The following is a 14,945-nucleotide window of genomic DNA, read 5'->3' on the forward strand; positions in this document are numbered from 1 at the left end:
TCGGTCTCTGCCGCGAACTACTTCTTGTAGTTCTCCAGGCAGAGGGTGAAGTGCTTCTTGCCGCGCGTCTCGGTGTACTCCGAGTACTTGGTGCGGTCGCAGCCGGTGATGTCGTCCTTCTTCTCGACGACCTTGTACTTGGCCTTCGAGTCGCCGCAGTCCACGACCTTCAGGTCCGGGTTGGTCGTGGAGTCGGGGTTGCCGATGCTCATGCAGTCGCCGACCTTGGCGGTGTCGGCGTCATGACGGCTGGACCACCAGCCCACGGCCGCGGCGATGACGACGCTCACCACGACGACGATCCGGACGATCTTCTTGATGTTGCGGCGCGGCGGGGCGGGCGCCGGCGCGTGGGGTATCGGACCGCCCTGGTTGAAGTAGGGCGACTGCTGCGGCGGGACTCCCGGCTGACCCGGCTGGCCGTACGGCGCACCGCCCTGCGGCTGCCCGTACGGGGCTGCGCCCTGCGGCTGTCCGTGGGGAGCGTTGGGCTGCGGCGCGTACGGGTTCTGGCCCTGGGGCGGCGGAGTGGACACGTGGGGGTTCCCCCTTGGTGAAAACAGGTGATGTATGACGCCCGTAAGGTAGCGGGCCCGGCTGACATCCCTGCTATCGGAGGGGACTCTGTGGCCCTGATGTGACACTCAGCCCTTCTGAAACCGGGTCATAAACACCGCTACTGCTGCGTAGATCACAGAGACCGTGACAACCAGAAGGGCCGACTTCCCGTCAGGGGGCAGCATCAGCGCGGCAACCGCGGCGGCGCCGACGAAGGCGACGTTGAAGAGCACGTCGTACAGCGAGAAGATCCGGCCTCGGTAGGCGTCGTCCACCGAGGACTGCACCACGGTGTCCGTGGAGATCTTCGCGCCCTGGGTGACCAGCCCCAGGACGAAGGCGGCGACGAGCACGGGCACGGGGGCGAACGGCAGCCCCAGGGCGGGCTCCAGGACTGCCGCCGTCCCCGCGCACACCGCCATCCATCTGTAGGGCCCCAGCCGCGCCACCGCCCCCGGAGTCACCACCGCCGCCGCGAAGAACCCGGCCCCCGAGATGCCCACCGCCAGCCCCAGCAGCGCCAGCCCGTCCGAGGTGCCGTCGGACCAGGCGTACCGGCAGAGCATCAGCACCAGCACGGTCAGCGCCCCGTAACAGAAGCGCAGGAGTGTCATCGCGATGAGCACGCGCGCGGCCGTCCGGCGCTCGCGCAAGTGGCGCAGCCCGTCGGCGAGTCCGCGTGCCGTCGTCCCGATCGCGGCGCCGATCCCGGGCCGGGCCGCGTCGGGGTCGGGCCCCAGCAGACCGGGCGGCAGGCGCAGCGACCACAGGGCCGCGCACAGATAGAGGAGCGAGCCGAGCAGCACGGTGGCGGCGTCCGCCGGGAGCACCAGCCGCAGCCCGAAGGCCAGTCCGCCGCCCGCGGTCGCGGCGAGCGTTCCGGCGGTTGGCGAGAGGGAGTTGGCCATGACGAGCCGCTCCTCGTCCACCACACGGGGCAGCGCCGCCGAGAGGCCCGCGAGGACGAAGCGGTTGACGGCCGTGACGCAGAGCGCGGAGGTGTAGAAGAGCGCGTCGGGCGCCGAGGTCAGCAGGAGCAGCGCGGTGCATCCGGCCAGCAGGGCCCGCAGCAGATTGCCGTACAGAAAGACCTGGCGCCGCTGCCAGCGGTCCAGGAAGACACCCGCGAAGGGTCCGACGACCGAGTAGGGCAGCAGCAGCACGGCCATGGCCGAGGCGATCGCGGTGGCCGAGGTCTGTTTCTCGGGGGAGAAGACGACGTGGGTGGCGAGCGCGACCTGGTAGACGCCGTCCGACGCCTGGGAGAGTAGTCGTACGGCCAGCAGATGCCGGAAATTCCTCAGGCGCAGGAGTACGCGCAGATCACGCACGACAGGCATGTGTGCAAGCGTCACATATGAAGAGGGCCCCCGCGCCGGCACGGCACGGGGACCCTCAACAGTCGGACGGAAGCCGGGTCTTAGCGCTCGACCTCGCCCTTGATGAACTTCTCGACGTTCTCGTAGGCCTCGTCGTCGAAGTACTGGACCGGCGGGGACTTCATGAAGTACGAGGACGCGGAGAGGATCGGGCCGCCGATGCCGCGGTCCTTGGCGATCTTCGCGGCGCGCACGGCGTCGATGATGACACCCGCGGAGTTCGGGGAGTCCCACACCTCGAGCTTGTACTCGAGGTTCAGCGGGACGTCACCGAAGGCGCGGCCCTCGAGGCGCACGTACGCCCACTTGCGGTCGTCCAGCCAGGCCACGTAGTCCGAGGGGCCGATGTGGACGTTGTTGTCGCCCAGCTCGCGGTCGCGGATCTGCGAGGTGACGGCCTGCGTCTTCGAGATCTTCTTGGACTCCAGGCGCTCACGCTCGAGCATGTTCTTGAAGTCCATGTTGCCGCCGACGTTCAGCTGCATGGTGCGCTCCAGGCGGACACCGCGGTCCTCGAAGAGCTTCGCCATGACGCGGTGCGTGATGGTGGCGCCGACCTGGGACTTGATGTCGTCGCCGACGATCGGGACGCCCGCCTCGGTGAACTTGTCCGCCCACTCCTTGGTGCCGGCGATGAAGACCGGAAGGGCGTTGACGAACGCGACCTTGGCGTCGATGGCGCACTGCGCGTAGAACTTCGCGGCGACCTCGGAACCGACGGGGAGGTAGCAGACCAGAACGTCGACCTGCTTGTCCTTGAGGACCTGGACGACGTCGACCGGGGCCTCGGAGGACTCCTCGATGGTCTGGCGGTAGTACTTGCCCAGGCCGTCGTGGGTGTGGCCACGCTGGACCGTGACGCCCTTGTTGGGGACGTCGCAGATCTTGATGGTGTTGTTCTCGCTCGCACCGATGGCGTCCGCGAGGTCGAGGCCGACCTTCTTGGCGTCCACGTCGAACGCGGCCACGAACTCCACGTCCTTGACGTGGTAGTCGCCGAACTGGACGTGCATCAGACCCGGCACCTTGCCGGCCGGGTCGGCGTCCTTGTAGTACTCGACGCCCTGCACCAGCGAGGCGGCGCAGTTTCCTACGCCGACGATGGCTACGCGAACCGAACCCATTCCGGTTGCTCCCTGTGTGTTCTCGACGAAGTCCTGCGGACGCAGGGCCTTCAGTTGGCGGTGTCCTCGGACGGATCCGGCCGGGTGCTGTCCCGATGCCGGGGCAGGCCGCCCGTCTCTCCTGTTGTGTGGTCCTGCTGAGCGGAGCCGGTGGCCGGGCCGGATCGCTGATCCCGCCCCGCCCGCTCGCTCTCGATGAGCTCGTTCAGCCAGCGCACTTCGCGCTCCACGGACTCCATGCCGTGACGCTGCAGCTCAAGCGTGTAGTCGTCCAGGCGCTCGCGCGTACGGGCCAGGGAGGCGCGCATCTTTTCGAGGCGCTCCTCCAGCCGGCTGCGACGACCTTCCAGCACGCGCATCCGCACCTCGCGCTCCGTCTGCCCGAAAAAGGCGAATCGTGCCGCGAAGTGCTCGTCCTCCCAAGTATCGGGACCGGTGTGGGAGAGCAGTTCTTCGAAATGCTCCTTCCCTTCGGCCGTCAACCGGTAGACGATCTTGGCCCGGCGCCCTGCGAGTGAAGCAGCGAGAGCGTCCTCGGGAGCGCTGCCCGGTTCCTCGATCAACCAGCCGCTCGCGACCAGCGTCTTGAGGCAGGGGTAGAGGGTCCCGTAACTGAAGGCCCGGAAGATCCCCAGTGAGGTGTTGAGCCGCTTGCGCAGCTCGTACCCGTGCATCGGGGCCTCGCGAAGCAGGCCGAGTACGGCGAATTCGAGGATGCCGGAGCGCCTGCTCAACCTTCGCCTCCTCTGCCGCCGCGGACCTTTATGCCGTGCTGATGTATCGACTCGATACATCCTGACGATAGAACGGTGGAGCCCCTGCGACAAGGGGGGCCATCGTGAACGGCGTCACATCGTCAATTCGTGGGAAGCAAGTTGCCTGATTTGGGGTGAACTTCGGCCCCTGGCTGGTTTTGACCGTGCGTAGTCTGTGCGGCATGCAGACCACCGGGAGCCGAGTGACGTCAGGGGGCGTCGGCGCGTACCGCGCCATCGGCATACCGGGTGCACGGCGGACGAGCTCGTCGCAGGGCCGGTCCGTCTGTCGGGGGGACCGGAACTCACCAGTCGCTTTCAGGCGCTCTCGCCTGCCCGAGGAGTAGTCGTTCGATGAGCGAGCACCGTCGCAAACCGCCGGAGTCGCAGGGCGGCGGCCGGGCCGCCGCCCGACGGGCTGCCCAGCAGCCGTCCGGTCGCCGCGCGGCCCCCGCCCGGGACTCGGTGACGAGTTCCCCCTCCGACTCGTACGGAGAGCAGCGGCCGGCCGGTGGGCGCGCCGAGGCGCGACGGGCCGCCCAGCGGGGCGGACGCAGACGAGCGGCCGAGCCCGGCGGTGGCGGCCCGGCGGGGCCGGGCGGGCGCCGCGGCGGTACGGGCCCCGGCAACCGGCGGCCCGGCAAGAAGCGGTTCATCGACTACCCGCGCTTCAACAAGAGCGGGTGGCGGCGCTGGATGCCCTCCTGGAAGCTCGTCAGCGGGCTGTGTCTGGGCTTCCTCGGCACCCTGGTGATCGCGATCGGCATCGCCTACTGGATGGTGAGCGTCCCGAACGTGGCCCAGGCGGCCCAGGCCGAGAACAACGTCTACTACTGGGCCGACGGCTCCCAGATGGTCGCGACCGGCGGCGAGGTCAACCGCCAGATCATCGCGTACGAGAAGATCCCCGCGGCCATGCGGTACGCGGTGATCTCGGCCGAGAACAAGACCTTCGAGACGGACTCCGGCGTCGACCCCCAGGGCATCGCACGCGCCCTGGTGAACATGGCCAAGGGCGGCCACACGCAGGGTGGCTCCACGATCACCCAGCAGTACGTGAAGAACGCCCGGCTCGACGACCAGTCGCAGACACTGACCCGTAAGTTCAAAGAGCTCTTCATCTCCATCAAGGTCGGCGCGACCAAGAAGAAGAGCGAGATCATGGCGGGCTATCTGAACACCGCCTACTACGGGCGCGGTGCCTACGGTCTGCAGGCCGCGGCCCGTACGTACTACAGCAAGGACGCCAAGGACCTCGACCCCAGCCAGTGCGCCTTCCTCGCCTCGCTGCTCAAGGGCGCCACCTATTTCGACCCGGCCGGTGCCACCGAGATCGATCCGGCGGCCACGCCGGAGCAGAACACCAAGAACGCCATGAACCGGTGGGCCTGGATCCTCGACGAGGAAGTGAAGGACGGGCACCTCACCGCGGCCGACCGGGCCAAGTACAAGAGCTTTCCGATGCCGGACAAGCCCAAGAAGAACGCGCAGCTCAGCGGGCAGATCGGCTATCTGGTCAGCCTCTCCAAGGCGTACTTCGTGAACAACAACACCCAGGGCATCAGCGCCAGTGACCTGGACCAGGGCGGCTTCGAGATCCACACGACCTTCGACAAGAAGAAGGTCCAGGCGCTCGAAGGGGTCGTGAAGAAGGTCCGCAAGGAGAACATCGACCCCAAGAAGCGGCCGGAGAAGGACACATTCGTCCAGTTCGGCGCCGCGTCGGTGGACACCAAGAGCGGCGCGATCAAGGCGATCTACGGTGGTGAGGACGCCACCAAGCACTTCACCAACAACGCCGACCAGACCGGTGCGCAGGTCGGCTCGACCTTCAAGCCGTTCGTGCTGGCCGCCGCCATGGAGTACGGCAAGCGCGATCCGAAGGGCCCCAAGGAGCAGGGCGAGTCGGAGCGGACGCCGGTCTCCCCGAAGAGCATCTACAGCGGTATGAACAAGCTGAAGATCAAGAACTACGACGGGAGCGTGTGGACCAACGAGAACGGCGAGCAGTGGCTGCAGACCAACGACGGCAATGAGTCGTACAACAAGCCCACCTACGCCATCGACCTGCGGTACGCGATGCAGGAGTCGGCGAACACGCCCTACGTGCAGCTCGGCATGGACGTCGGCACGGACAAGGTGAGGGACGTCGCCCTCGCCACGGGCCTGCGCAAGGACAGCCTGGCCTCGTCGAGCGTGCCGTCGTTCTCCATCGGCACCTCCTCCCCCAGCGCGATCCGGATGGCCGGTGCCTACGCCACCTTCGCCACCAGCGGGATGCACCACGACGCCTACTCGGTCGAGAAGGTGATGCGCCGCGGCAGCGTCATCTACAAGCACGAGGACAAGGCGACCCGGGCCTTCTCGGCGGCCGTCGCGGACAACGTCACGGACGTCCTGAAGAACGTCGTCGAGAAGGGCACCGGTACCAACGCCCAGCTCAGCGGCCGTGACGTGGCGGGCAAGACCGGTACCACCGACGGCAACCGCTCCGCGTGGTTCGTGGGGTACACGCCGCAGCTGTCGACCGCGGTGAGCATGTACCGCCTCGACGACAACGAGACGAACAAGAAGCGCGAGTTCCTGAAGATGTTCGGGACCGGCGGCCAGAAGAAGATCCACGGTGCGTCGTTCCCGTCGACCATCTGGCACGACTACATGGAGCAGGCGCTGACCGGCGTCCCGGCCGTCGACTTCCCGACGCCCGAGGCGATCGGCGAGAAGGTGTACGGCGGCGGCATGTCGCCCAGCCCGACCCCCTCTCCGTCGCCCTCCGACTCCCCGTCGCCCTCCGGGACCCCCTCGCCCACCCCGTCGCTGACGCCGTCGCCCACCCCGAAGCCCACCAAGTCCTGTGGCAAGTGGGACTGGAACTGCGGCGGCCCCGGAGGCCCCGGCGGCTCCGACGCGGGCACGGACGCGGGCACCGACCAGGGCACCACCGTCGGGGACACCAGCGGCCCCACCGGTAGCCCGTCACCCACTAAGTCCAAGCCGGGCAGCGGCACCCAAGGAAATATCTTCGGAGGCCCGACCGGCTAGCCAGCCCGGCGCCCGCGGCTGAATGTCAGGGGCGGTGTTTCACGTGAAACCAGCGATGGTGTTTCACGTGAAACATCGCCCCTCGGCATTTCCACAGAGGTGTACGGCAGGATGTGCGGCATGACGAGCGAGACCAGTGCCCGCGCGTACGAGGACAGGCGCGGGGAGCCCGCCGAACCCGTCGTACGGCCCACGGAGCAGGACGAGGTCGCCGCGGCCGGCAGCGAGCTGCTGGGCGGCCCCATGGGCCGCTGGGCCTGGGGGGCGGGCCACTGGCTCACCCCGGTCCGGGTGATCGCCCTCGTCGCGATCGGTATGTTCGCCCTGGGGATGGCGCAGAAGGCCCCCTGCTACGACTGGGCCTGGTTCCGGGGGGTGAACTCCCAGTACACCCACGCCTGCTACTCCGACATCCCGCACCTGTACGTGGGGCGGGGCTTCGCCGACGATCTCGTGCCGTACTTCGATCGGCTGAGCGGCGACATGGACTACCTCGAGTATCCCGTCCTGACGGGACTGTTCATGGAGGTGGCCTCCTGGTTGACGCCCAGCGGCGGCAGCATGCAGCACCGCGAGCAGATGTACTGGATGGTCAACGCGGGGATGCTGATGGCCTGCACGGCCGTCATCGCCGTCTGTGTCGCGCGCACGCACCGCCGCCGCCCCTGGGACGCCCTGCTGGTCGCCCTGGCGCCTGCCTTCGCGCTCACCGCCACGATCAACTGGGACCTCTTCGCCATCGCCCTGACGGCCGCCGCGATGCTGATGTGGTCCCGCAGCCGCCCGCTCGCCTTCGGCATCCTCATCGGGCTGGCGACGGCCGCCAAGCTCTATCCCGCGCTCCTCCTCGGACCGCTGCTGTTCCTGTGCTGGCGGGCCGGGAAGTGGCGGGAGTACGGGCTTGCCGTGTTCGGCGCGGCGGGCGCCTGGCTGGCGGTGAACGTGCCGGTGATGCTGCTCGCGCCCGAGGGCTGGAAGAAGTTCTACACCTTCAGCCAGGAGCGGTCGGTCGACTTCGGCTCGTTCTGGCTGATCATCTCGCAGCGCACCGGCAAGTCCCTGGACGTCGACATGGTGAACAACCTGGCGACGCTGCTGATGGTGCTGCTGTGCGCGGGCATCGCGGCCCTGACGCTCACCGCGCCGCGCCGGCCGCGCTTCGCGCAACTCGCCTTCCTGGTCGTCGCCGCGTTCATCCTGACCAACAAGGTCTACTCGCCGCAGTACGTGCTGTGGCTGATCCCGCTGGCCGCGCTGGCCCGGCCGCGCTGGCGGGACTTCCTGATCTGGCAGGCAGGTGAGGTCGTCTACTTCCTCGGGATCTGGATGTACCTCGCGTACACGATGAGCGGCGAGAAGCACCAGGGACTGCCGCCGGAGGGCTACCAACTGGCCATCGCCGCCCATCTGCTGGCGACGCTCTACCTGTGCGCGGTGATCGTGCGGGACATCATGATGCCCGAGCGGGACGTCGTACGGCGCGACGGCTCGGACGACCCGTCCGGCGGCGTTCTCGACGGGGCCAAGGACGTCTTCGTCCTGGGGCAGGCGGCGCATCCGCCCCGGCACGCGGCTCCCTTCGTGGAGGGGCCCCTGGTGGAATGGGGCACACGGCGGCCGGGCGCCTAGCCCCGGCGGCCGGCAGGCAATGCGGAGGGCCCCCGCCGGTGGCGGGGGCCCTCCGTCGTGTCCGGGTGTCCGGCTGGTGCCTAGCGGTCGACCAGGCGGTCGAACTGCGTCGTGGTGTGCCGCAGATGGGCCACCAGCTCATCGCCCACGCGCGGCTCCTGGGAGTCCGAGGGGACGAAGAGGATCGACACCTGCATGTGCGGCGGCTCCGCGAACCAGCGCTGCTTGCCGTCCCAGACGAACGGCGACAGGTTGCGGTTGACGGTCGCGAGACCGGCCCGGGCGACGCCCTTGGCGCGCGGCATCACACCGTGCAGCGCCTTGGGCGCCTCAAGGCCGACGCCGTGCGAGGTGCCGCCCGCGACCACGACCAGCCAGCCGTCGGAGGCGGCCTTCTGCTGGCGGTAGCCGAAACGATCCCCCTTCGCTACCCGGGTGACGTCCAGGACGGCGCCCCGGTACTCGGTCGCCTCGTGGTCGCCGAGCCACAGCCGCGTACCGATGCGGGCGCGGAAGCGGGTCTGCGGGAACTGCTGCTGCAGCCGCGCCTGCTCCTCGGCCCGCAGGTGGCTGACGAACATGGTGTGCAGCGGCAGCCGGGCCGCGCGCAGCCGGTCCATCCAGCCGATGACCTCCTCGACCGCGTCCGAGCCGTCGGTGCGGTCGAGCGGGAGGTGCAGGGCGAAGCCCTCCAGGCGCACGTCCTCGATGGCGGAGTGGAGCATGCCGAGCTCCTCCTCCTTGATGCCGTGGCGCTTCATCGAGCTCATGCACTCGATGACCACGCGCGCGCCCACCAGGGCGTGCACCCCGTCCACCGACGACACGGAGCGGATGACGCGGTCCGGCAGCGGCACCGGCTCCTCGCTCCGGCGGAACGGCGTGAGCACCAGCAGGTCGCCGCCGAACCAGTCCTTGATGCGGGCCGCCTCGTAGGTGGTGCCGACCGCCAGGATGTCCGAGCCGAAGCGGTTCACCTCCTCGGCCAGCCGCTCGTGGCCGAAGCCGTAGCCGTTGCCCTTGCAGACCGGGACGATGCCCGGGAACTGGTCGACCACGGACTTCTGGTGCGCCCGCCAGCGCGCGGTGTCGACGTAGAGGGAGAGCGCCATGGCCGGATCCGGAACCTTTCTGGTGGCTGCGGTGTATCAGAGGTATGAGAGACGAGATTACGCAACCATCAGCGCCGCGACATGTAGATGTCGAGGGCCTTGTGCAGCAGCTTGTTCAGCGGGAAGTCCCACTCGCCGACGTACTCGACGGCCTCGCCGCCGGTGCCCACCTTGAACTGGATGAGACCGAAGAGGTGGTCGGTCTCGTCGAGCGAGTCGGAGATGCCGCGCAGGTCGTAGACGGTCGCGCCCATGGCGTACGCGTCGCGCAGCATCCGCCACTGCATCGCGTTCGAGGGCCGGACCTCACGGCCGATGTTGTCGGAGGCGCCGTAGGAGTACCAGACGTGCCCGCCGACGACGAGCATCGTGGCCGCCGACAGGTTCACGCCGTTGTGCCGCGCGAAGTAGAGCCGCATCCGGTTGGGGTCCTCGTTGTTGAGGACCGTCCACATGCGCTGGAAGTACGAGAGCGGGCGCGGCCGGAAGTGGTCGCGCACAGCGGTGATCTCGTACAGCCGCTGCCACTCGGCCAGGTCCTCGTAGCCGCCCTGGACGACCTCGACACCGGCCTTCTCGGCCTTCTTGATGTTGCGGCGCCACAGCTGGTTGAAGCCCTTGAGGACGTCGTCCAGCGAGCGGTTGGCGAGCGGCACCTGGAAGACGTAGCGCGGCTGCACGTCGCCGAAGCCGGCGCCGCCGTCCTCGCCCTGCTGCCAGCCCATCTTCCGCAGCCGGTCGGCCACTTCGAAGGCACGCGGCTCGATATGGGTGGCCTCGACGTCCCGCAGACGCTTGACGTCCGGGTCCTGGATGCCGGACTTGATGGCGGCCGAGTCCCAGCGGCGGATGACGACCGGCGGGCCCATCTTCACCGAGAAGGCGCCCTGGTGCTTGAGGTGCGCCAGCATCGGCTGGAGCCACTCGTCGAGGTTCGGGGCGTACCAGTTGATGACCGGGCCCTCGGGGAGATACGCGAGGTACCGCTTGATCTTCGGCAGCTGGCGGTAGAGCACCAGGCCGGCGCCGACCATCTGGCCGTTCTTGTCGAACCACCCGAGGTTCTCCGAGCGCCATTCGGTCTTCACATCAGCCCACGCCGGGACCTGGCAGTGGCTAGCCGCGGGCAGGCTCTGGATGTACGCCAGATGCTGCTCTCGGCTGATGGTCCTCAGGGTCAGGCTCATGCGGGGCGCTCCTCGGCAGGTGTGTCCCCATGGGTACAGGGGCTCCGGCTCTCGCGCCGAAGCCTACTGCGCCCGGGGAGCGCCCCGGATGGCTGTACGGACCCTGGGTCGGTGCGGGGTGCTCTCAGCCGCCGACCACACCGCCGAAGAGGCCGCCGTGCGCCATGCCCAGGAAGAAGCCCACCGCGGAGGCGCCGAGCCCGAGGATCAGCAGGAACCGCTCGCGGGTGGTCTCCGAGATGAACTGTCCGTACGCACCGGTGAGGATCCCGATGAGGCCCGCCCAGGAGCTCAGCAGGTGCAGGTTGTGGAAGAACGCGGTGGTGAACGCCAGCGCGCCCAGCACGACGGTCACCGCCATGAAGGCGTCCTGAAGGGGATGGGGCTTGCCATCGGTGGCGAGAAGGGAGACGACGGACGAGTTCGATCGCATTGCCTGTGCCATGGGGCACCTCCTGGCGGAAGCGGAGCGCGGCGAAGGGTAGCGCCGCGCACACCCGATGTGTACAGATTGTGCCCCTTGACCGCCGGATTTCAACCGGACGCGGGTGTGCAGGTACTCTGTACGGTCTGCACCGATGTCTGCCCTGGCCAGGACGCGGTCCCCCTCTTCCGGAGCGGGATTGTCAGTGGCGGCGGATACCGTTGCTTACGCATCACGACCCTCCTGCCACGGAACGACCGTGGCCGCTGAGTCCAAAGGAGGTGGGTTCCACATGCGTCACTACGAGGTGATGGTCATCCTCGACCCCGATCTGGAGGAGCGCGCTGTCTCTCCCCTGATCGAGAACTTCCTCTCCGTCGTCCGTGAGGGCAACGGAAAGGTCGAGAAGGTCGACACCTGGGGCCGTCGTCGTCTCTCCTACGAGATCAAGAAGAAGCCCGAGGGCATCTACACGGTCATCGACCTCCAGGCCGAGCCTGCGGTCGTCAAGGAGCTCGACCGTCAGATGAACCTGAACGAGTCGGTCCTCCGGACCAAGGTCCTCCGCCCCGAGACCCACTGAGCTTCCGCTCAGAGGTCAACGGGTTCCGAGTAGCAACACAGCAGCCAGCAGCAATCCCCGCCGAGAGGTTCACCCATGGCAGGCGAGACCGTCATCACGGTCGTCGGCAATCTCGTCGACGACCCCGAGCTGCGCTTCACCCCGTCCGGTGCGGCCGTCGCGAAGTTCCGTATCGCGTCGACTCCCCGCACCTTCGACCGTCAGACCAATGAGTGGAAGGACGGCGAAAGCCTCTTCCTGACCTGCTCGGTCTGGCGTCAGGCGGCGGAGAACGTCGCCGAGTCGCTTCAGCGAGGCATGCGCGTCATCGTGCAGGGCCGGTTGAAGCAGCGGTCGTACGAGGACCGCGAGGGCGTCAAGCGCACGGTCTACGAGCTGGATGTCGACGAAGTCGGCCCCAGCCTCAAGAGCGCCACGGCCAAGGTCACCAAGACCACCGGTCGAGGCGGCCAGGGTGGTTACGGCGGCGGTGGCCAGCAGCAGGGCGGCGGCAACTGGGGTGGAGCCCCCAGTGGTGGTCCTCAGGGTGGCGGCGCTCCCGCCGACGACCCCTGGGCCTCCAGCGCGCCGGCCGGCGGCGGTCAGCAGCAGGGCGGCAGCGGTGGCGGCTGGGGCGGAAGCTCCGGCGGCTCCGGTGGCGGCTACTCGGACGAGCCGCCCTTCTAGGGCAGCCCGTACCCCCACTTCTTGATCACACAGGAGAAACACCATGGCGAAGCCGCCTGTGCGCAAGCCTAAGAAGAAGGTCTGCGCTTTCTGCAAGGACAAGACCGCTTACGTGGACTACAAGGACACGAACATGCTGCGGAAGTTCATTTCCGACCGCGGCAAGATCCGTGCCCGCCGCGTGACCGGCAACTGCACGCAGCACCAGCGTGACGTCGCCACGGCCGTCAAGAACAGCCGTGAGATGGCGCTGCTGCCCTACACGTCCACCGCGCGATAAGGGAAGGGTGACCGAAAAATGAAGATCATCCTCACCCACGAGGTCTCTGGCCTCGGTGCCGCTGGCGACGTCGTCGACGTCAAGGACGGCTACGCTCGCAACTACCTGGTCCCGCGTGGTTTCGCGATCCGCTGGACCAAGGGCGGCGAGAAGGACGTCGAGCAGATCCGTCGTGCTCGCAAGATCCACGAGATCGCCACCATCGAGCAGGCCAACGAGATCAAGGCCCGCCTCGAAGGCGTGAAGGTGCGTCTGGCTGTTCGCTCCGGCGACGCCGGCCGTCTCTTCGGCTCCGTCACCCAGGCCGACGTCGCTGCGGCGATCAAGGCTGCCGGTGGCCCGGACGTGGACAAGCGTCGCGTCGAGCTCGGCTCGCCGATCAAGACCCTGGGCGCGCACCAGGTGTCCGTGCGTCTGCACGCCGAGGTTGCCGCGAAGGTTGGCGTCGAGGTCGTCGCCGCCTAAGCGCAGCGCTCAGCAGAGCATAAGAAGGGCCGCATCCTCCGGGGTGCGGCCCTTCGCTTTTGGGCGGTGCGTGCGATGTTTCACGTGAAACGCGCGCTTGAGGGAAACCGCTCTGGCTGGCTCCCGTGTTTCACGTGAAACATCGCAGGCCCTGCGGCGCAGCCCTCAGCGCGTCGCGCCCGTCACCAGCCAGCGGCCCGAGCGGGCACGGAGCCACAGCGTCAGCATCCGGACGGCCATCATCAGCGTCATCGCCCACCACAGTGCGGTGAGCCCGCCGCCGAGTGTCGGGACCAGCAGTGCCACCGGAGCGAAGCAGGCGAGCGTCAGCAGCATCGCCCAGGCCAGATACGGGCCGTCGCCCGCACCCATCAGCACCCCGTCGAGGACGAAGACGACGCCCGAGATCGGCTGGGAGACGGCGACCACGAGGAGGGCGGGCAACAGAGTGTCCTGGACTGTGTGGTCCCCGGTGAAGAGCGGGATGAACAGGGGTCGGGCGACGGCCACCAGCACGCCGAGCACGACTCCGGCCGCGATGCCCCACTCCACCATGCGCCGGCACGCCTGGCGGGCGCCCTCTGTGTCCTCGGCCCCCAGATAGCGCCCGATGATGGCCTGCCCGGCGATGGCGATCGCGTCGAGGGCGAACGCCAGCAGGCTCCACAGGGACAGGATGATCTGGTGGGCGGCGATGTCGGCATCACCGAGCCGGGCGGCCACGGCGGTGGCGATCATCAGCACGGCCCGCAGCGAGAGCGTACGGACAAGGAGCGGGACTCCTGCCTGGGCGCTGGCGCGGATGCCCGCCGCGTCCGGACGCAGGGAGGCGCCGTGCCGTCGGGCTCCCCGTACGACGACCGAGAGGTAGACGGCCGCCATCGCGAACTGGGCGATCACGGTGCCCCAGGCGGAGCCCGCGATGCCGAGGTCCGCCCCGTAGACGAGCCCGACGTTCAGCGCCGCGTTGAGTGCGAAGCCGCCGACGGCCACATACAGCGGCGTCCTGGTGTCCTGGAGGCCGCGCAGGATGCCGGTGGCCGCGAGCACCATCAGCATGGCGGGGATACCGAGGGCGGAGATGCGCAGATAGGTGACGGCGTAGGGGGCGGCGGTGTCCGAGGCGCCGAAGAGATCGATGAACCAGGGGGCCGCGGGCAGGACGACGGCGATGACGGCCGCGCCGAGCAGCAGAGCGAGCCAGACACCGTCCATGCCCTGGCGGATGGCGGCCTGCAGGTCTCCGGCGCCGACGCGGCGTGCGACGGCGGCCGTGGTGGCGTAGGCGAGGAAGACGAAGACGCTCACGGCGGTGGTGAGGAGTGCCGCGGCGATGCCCAGACCGGCCAGTTGCGGGGTGCCGAGGTGGCCGACGATCGCGCTGTCGGCCATGACGAAGAGCGGCTCGGCGACGAGTGCGCCGAAGGCGGGCACGGCGAGGGAGACGATCTCGCGGTCGTGTCGGCGCCGGATATTCCTCGGTGCCACTGGGGCCTGTGTCATGAACTCAATCTAATCTTCCACAGGTAAGAGATGCAATGCATTAGTGATCCTTACCTTGGAACCGGAGTGCGGTTCGGCTGTGCGCCGTTTGTCGTGATCTTGGGCCAGCCGGGAAAGTTTTTCTCCCCCACAGCCGGTGGACGGAAAAGCCGCAGGTCACAGTGGTGTTGGCAGGGTGGCTATGACTTTGTCCACAGTGCTGTCCCCCGGTCCGTGCACAGGTTCTGCGGGGTTCTCC

Annotated in this window: 14 protein-coding genes; 6 read left to right on the forward strand and 8 right to left on the reverse strand. The window is 68.3% G+C overall.

The genetic code is table 11. From position 1 onward, the window contains the following. Positions 1 to 17: 17 nt before the first annotated feature. The 4 genes from BX283_RS21390 to BX283_RS21405 form a co-directional block, all read right to left on the reverse strand. Positions 18 to 536 (reverse strand): hypothetical protein, encoded by a 519-nt coding sequence (locus tag BX283_RS21390; RefSeq protein WP_101389168.1) that lies wholly within the window; start codon positions 534 to 536, stop codon positions 18 to 20. Positions 537 to 644: 108 nt separating this feature from the next. Beyond that, complete coding sequence (locus BX283_RS21395) at positions 645 to 1,898, reverse strand: MFS transporter (RefSeq protein WP_101389169.1); 1,254 nt, start codon at positions 1,896 to 1,898, stop codon at positions 645 to 647. Between the two features lie 80 nt (positions 1,899 to 1,978). Next, a complete protein-coding gene (locus BX283_RS21400) occupies positions 1,979 to 3,061 on the reverse strand; it encodes an inositol-3-phosphate synthase (RefSeq protein WP_101389170.1) in 1,083 nt (360 codons plus the stop codon). 50 nt (positions 3,062 to 3,111) lie between these two features. After that, a complete protein-coding gene (locus BX283_RS21405; RefSeq protein WP_067162171.1) occupies positions 3,112 to 3,795 on the reverse strand; it encodes a PadR family transcriptional regulator in 684 nt (227 codons plus the stop codon). A gap of 375 nt (positions 3,796 to 4,170) precedes the next feature. Here BX283_RS21405 and BX283_RS21410 point away from each other — a divergent pair, with 375 nt between their 5' ends. Both BX283_RS21410 and BX283_RS21415 read left to right on the forward strand, forming a co-directional pair. Continuing rightward, on the forward strand, positions 4,171 to 6,858 hold the full coding sequence (locus BX283_RS21410; RefSeq protein ID WP_101389171.1) for a transglycosylase domain-containing protein: 2,688 nt from the start codon (positions 4,171 to 4,173) through the stop codon (positions 6,856 to 6,858). 120 nt (positions 6,859 to 6,978) lie between these two features. Next, positions 6,979 to 8,487 carry a glycosyltransferase family 87 protein gene (locus tag BX283_RS21415; RefSeq protein WP_257583431.1) on the forward strand — a complete coding sequence of 503 codons (1,509 nt, stop codon included), beginning with the start codon at positions 6,979 to 6,981 and terminating at the stop codon, positions 8,485 to 8,487. 80 nt (positions 8,488 to 8,567) lie between these two features. On the opposite strand, the gene BX283_RS21420 is transcribed toward BX283_RS21415, so the two are convergent. From BX283_RS21420 to BX283_RS21430, 3 genes are all read right to left on the reverse strand, one after another. Next, positions 8,568 to 9,599: an alanine racemase gene (locus tag BX283_RS21420; protein ID WP_101389173.1), complete on the reverse strand. Its 1,032-nt coding sequence runs from the start codon at positions 9,597 to 9,599 to the stop codon at positions 8,568 to 8,570. Positions 9,600 to 9,667: 68 nt separating this feature from the next. Next, complete coding sequence (locus BX283_RS21425; RefSeq protein WP_101389174.1) at positions 9,668 to 10,786, reverse strand: peptidoglycan bridge formation glycyltransferase FemA/FemB family protein; 1,119 nt, start codon at positions 10,784 to 10,786, stop codon at positions 9,668 to 9,670. A 124-nt stretch (positions 10,787 to 10,910) separates the two neighbouring features. Beyond that, positions 10,911 to 11,231, reverse strand: coding sequence for a hypothetical protein (locus BX283_RS21430; RefSeq protein WP_101389175.1), 321 nt, complete (start codon positions 11,229 to 11,231; stop codon positions 10,911 to 10,913). Positions 11,232 to 11,502: 271 nt separating this feature from the next. On the opposite strand from BX283_RS21430, the gene rpsF reads away from it, so the two are divergent. From rpsF to rplI, 4 genes are all read left to right on the forward strand, one after another. Continuing rightward, entirely contained in the window at positions 11,503 to 11,793 is a 291-nt protein-coding gene (gene rpsF, locus BX283_RS21435; RefSeq protein WP_067162183.1) for a 30S ribosomal protein S6, read from the forward strand. A 75-nt stretch (positions 11,794 to 11,868) separates the two neighbouring features. Continuing rightward, a complete protein-coding gene (locus BX283_RS21440; protein ID WP_101389176.1) occupies positions 11,869 to 12,459 on the forward strand; it encodes a single-stranded DNA-binding protein in 591 nt (196 codons plus the stop codon). A gap of 43 nt (positions 12,460 to 12,502) precedes the next feature. After that, a complete protein-coding gene (rpsR, locus tag BX283_RS21445) occupies positions 12,503 to 12,739 on the forward strand; it encodes a 30S ribosomal protein S18 (protein ID WP_005315025.1) in 237 nt (78 codons plus the stop codon). Between the two features lie 18 nt (positions 12,740 to 12,757). Beyond that, on the forward strand, positions 12,758 to 13,204 hold the full coding sequence (gene rplI, locus BX283_RS21450; protein WP_067162187.1) for a 50S ribosomal protein L9: 447 nt from the start codon (positions 12,758 to 12,760) through the stop codon (positions 13,202 to 13,204). A gap of 165 nt (positions 13,205 to 13,369) precedes the next feature. On the opposite strand, the gene BX283_RS21455 is transcribed toward rplI, so the two are convergent. Then, positions 13,370 to 14,707 carry an MATE family efflux transporter gene (locus tag BX283_RS21455; protein ID WP_101389177.1) on the reverse strand — a complete coding sequence of 446 codons (1,338 nt, stop codon included), beginning with the start codon at positions 14,705 to 14,707 and terminating at the stop codon, positions 13,370 to 13,372. Positions 14,708 to 14,945: the final 238 nt, after the last annotated feature.

The organism is Streptomyces sp. TLI_146 (assembly GCF_002846415.1).
Taxonomy (GTDB): Bacteria; Actinomycetota; Actinomycetes; order Streptomycetales; family Streptomycetaceae; genus Streptomyces.

Excerpts from the sequence above, each read along its gene's own strand:
- BX283_RS21395 (WP_101389169.1), bottom strand. The coding sequence starts at position 1,898 with ATGCCTGTCGTGCGTGATCTGCGCGTACTCCTGCGCCTGAGGAATTTC.
- BX283_RS21400 (WP_101389170.1), bottom strand. The coding sequence starts at position 3,061 with ATGGGTTCGGTTCGCGTAGCCATCGTCGGCGTAGGAAACTGCGCCGCC.
- BX283_RS21410 (WP_101389171.1), top strand. The coding sequence starts at position 4,171 with ATGAGCGAGCACCGTCGCAAACCGCCGGAGTCGCAGGGCGGCGGCCGG.
- BX283_RS21415 (WP_257583431.1), top strand. The coding sequence starts at position 6,979 with ATGACGAGCGAGACCAGTGCCCGCGCGTACGAGGACAGGCGCGGGGAG.
- BX283_RS21420 (WP_101389173.1), bottom strand. The coding sequence starts at position 9,599 with ATGGCGCTCTCCCTCTACGTCGACACCGCGCGCTGGCGGGCGCACCAG.
- BX283_RS21425 (WP_101389174.1), bottom strand. The coding sequence starts at position 10,786 with ATGAGCCTGACCCTGAGGACCATCAGCCGAGAGCAGCATCTGGCGTAC.
- BX283_RS21430 (WP_101389175.1), bottom strand. The coding sequence starts at position 11,231 with ATGGCACAGGCAATGCGATCGAACTCGTCCGTCGTCTCCCTTCTCGCC.
- rpsF (WP_067162183.1), top strand. The coding sequence starts at position 11,503 with ATGCGTCACTACGAGGTGATGGTCATCCTCGACCCCGATCTGGAGGAG.
- BX283_RS21440 (WP_101389176.1), top strand. The coding sequence starts at position 11,869 with ATGGCAGGCGAGACCGTCATCACGGTCGTCGGCAATCTCGTCGACGAC.
- rpsR (WP_005315025.1), top strand. The coding sequence starts at position 12,503 with ATGGCGAAGCCGCCTGTGCGCAAGCCTAAGAAGAAGGTCTGCGCTTTC.
- rplI (WP_067162187.1), top strand. The coding sequence starts at position 12,758 with ATGAAGATCATCCTCACCCACGAGGTCTCTGGCCTCGGTGCCGCTGGC.
- BX283_RS21455 (WP_101389177.1), bottom strand. The coding sequence starts at position 14,707 with ATGACACAGGCCCCAGTGGCACCGAGGAATATCCGGCGCCGACACGAC.